Source organism: Staphylococcus sp. HMSC070D05 (assembly GCF_001815595.1).
In the GTDB taxonomy this organism is placed as follows: Bacteria; Bacillota; Bacilli; order Staphylococcales; family Staphylococcaceae; genus Staphylococcus; species Staphylococcus hominis.
Map to the genome: position 1 here is coordinate 1 of NZ_KV821140.1, position 263 is coordinate 263.

The 263-nt window shown below is 51.0% G+C and carries 2 tRNA genes; both read right to left on the reverse strand.

From position 1 onward, the window contains the following. Positions 1-44: 44 nt before the first annotated feature. Positions 45-118 (reverse strand) — tRNA-Pro (locus HMPREF3046_RS07145). A gap of 23 nt (positions 119-141) precedes the next feature. Next, positions 142-218, reverse strand: a tRNA-Arg gene (locus HMPREF3046_RS07150). Positions 219-263: the final 45 nt, after the last annotated feature.

The following is a 263-nucleotide window of genomic DNA, read 5'->3' on the forward strand; positions in this document are numbered from 1 at the left end:
AGGCGCTCTCCCAGCTGAGCTAAGCCCCCATATTTTCAAAGAAGTCGGGAAGACAGGATTCGAACCTGCGACCCCTTGGTCCCAAACCAAGTGCTCTACCAAGCTGAGCTACTTCCCGTATATTAAATTGATGATTTTAAATGGCGCGCCCGATAGGAGTCGAACCCATAACCTCTTGATCCGTAGTCAAACGCTCTATCCAGTTGAGCTACGGGCGCTATATTCAAATTGGTGCCGAGGACCGGAATCGAACCGGTACGGTG